The sequence below is a fragment of the Microcystis sp. LE19-41.2A genome, from assembly GCF_027530405.1.
Lineage (GTDB): Bacteria > Cyanobacteriota > Cyanobacteriia > Cyanobacteriales > Microcystaceae > Microcystis > Microcystis aeruginosa.
The window spans coordinates 1-1,814 of record NZ_JAPZQJ010000103.1 but is presented as its reverse complement, the minus strand read 5'-3'; the positions used below and the strand labels follow the sequence as shown (position 1 = coordinate 1,814).

Below are 1,814 nucleotides of genomic sequence, written 5' to 3'. Positions count from 1 at the left end.
GGTTGCGCTTGCTTTGGTTTAACCTGAGCGACTTAGTTTTTGCTGCGCTTTTTTCTGGCTTGAGATTTTAGGTTCGACAGCAACTCCTTGATTGTTTTTTGAGTTACCCCTTGACAATCAAGACAGTCGCTACGTTCATCTTATATTTAATTCCACCCACCCACTTAAGTAGTCGTGCAAAATTAATTTCCTAGTCGAGACAGGAGACTCCGAGACAGGAGACTCCGAGACAGGAGACTCCGAGACAGGATACAGCTATTAGGGATCGGATTTGAGTTTTCAGTTCACTGTTTACTGATCACAGCAGAAGTCTGACGGAGTAGTGGCTTAGATGTGTAATTAATTGTGCTTAGATACTTACCTAATTTTCAGGGAAAAAGCACCTGAATTTTCCCCCCGATCCCCGCAATGGCTGGCACTTTTTGAGGGGAAAAAAGTCGAAAAGTCTTACCCAACAAGGTTTTTAGATTTATTCAGCAACCCCTATGTAAGTTAAACTTAAGTAGGGAGGCACAATTATTTGTAGGATGGGTTAGCGGTAGCGTAACATAATCGGGCGTTGGGTTTCGCTTTCCCCTAAAATTGAGAGGTTTTCTTTAACCTATTGATTCGCTCAACCCAACCTACGGACTGGCTACGGACTGGCTCAAAACCAGAGCCGGTAAGCAGGTGCAGAGCAGAAGAAGTTAAGAACATTCCCCGCAATAATGGCCAGCAGGGGCTGGAGAAATAAGGCGGGGAATGCCTGCTTGAGCTAGAGGTTCTGGAACAGCACTTTGGTGTCGGAGAGGGTGGGGGTGAGAGTTCCAGTCAACGTGACGATCGCCAACGGACTGAAGGTTGATCCCGCGGAACCATCGGCATCGTAGGAGAGTACCCCACCGCTGTAGGTGAGGTAACCGCCGGCAATTGCACCTGTGTAGTTTGTGGTTCCCAAAGACACGCTACCCAAGGACGTGAAGGCGCTGGCACCGGTTATATCGAACACGATGGTGTCGTTGAAGCTGGTGATTACATCCTGCTGGTCGTAGATGCTCAGAAACTGGAAGGTGTCGCCGCCGCCACCGGTCAGGGAATCGTTGCCGAACCCGCCGACGATGGTGTCAATACCATTACTACCATTGATGGTATCATTGCCGGATCCGCCGTAGATCAGATCAAAGCCGCCGAGTCCGATGATGTTGTCGTTGCCGGTGCCGCCGCTGATAATGTCGGCGCCAGTGCCGCCGTTGATGGTGTCGTTGCCGTCGCCGCCATTGATGGTGTCGTTGCCGTCGAGGCCGCTAAGGTTGTCGTCACCGGTTGATCCGGTGATGGAATCCGCGCCAATTGTACCTGAGCCAATCACACTATCGCCTCCAGACGGACCATCATTCGGGTCAGGACTGCCGCCCACGGTCATAGCGATGTTGGCCGAATTGGCAACACCCTGGTTGCCAAGGGTATCGAAATAGTCGTTGGACACTGCCACTGTTCCCGTTGGCGACTGGAAGTTGGTGGCGATGAAGGTGGCGGTGTAGCTGCTGCCGCTGCCGGTGAAGTTGCTCAGCACCCCGTTGGTCAGGGTCACATCGCTGGCGGCGAAACCGCTTACGGCTTCGCTGAACTGGAAGGTGATCGTAGTGCTAAAGTTCTGGCTGGTGAGCGGTGAGCTGTCGAAGGTGATGCCCACTGTCGGATTGAGCGTATCAATCGTCACCGTGTCCGTACCCGCTCCGCCATCGTTGCCCGCCACGTCGCTGTAGCTGGCCGCTGCCACGGACACCGAGTCGGTGGTTTCCACAGCATCGTCGGCCGTGAAGATGGCCGTATAG

At 52.9% G+C, this 1,814-nt stretch carries 1 protein-coding gene; it reads right to left on the bottom strand.

Annotation, left to right across the window (positions count from 1 at the left end; translation table 11 throughout):
* Positions 1 to 754 precede the first annotated feature (754 nt).
* Positions 755 to 1,814: calcium-binding protein (locus O9290_RS04455; RefSeq protein ID WP_288086753.1), on the bottom strand; the 1,060-nt coding region annotated here is incomplete at its 5' end.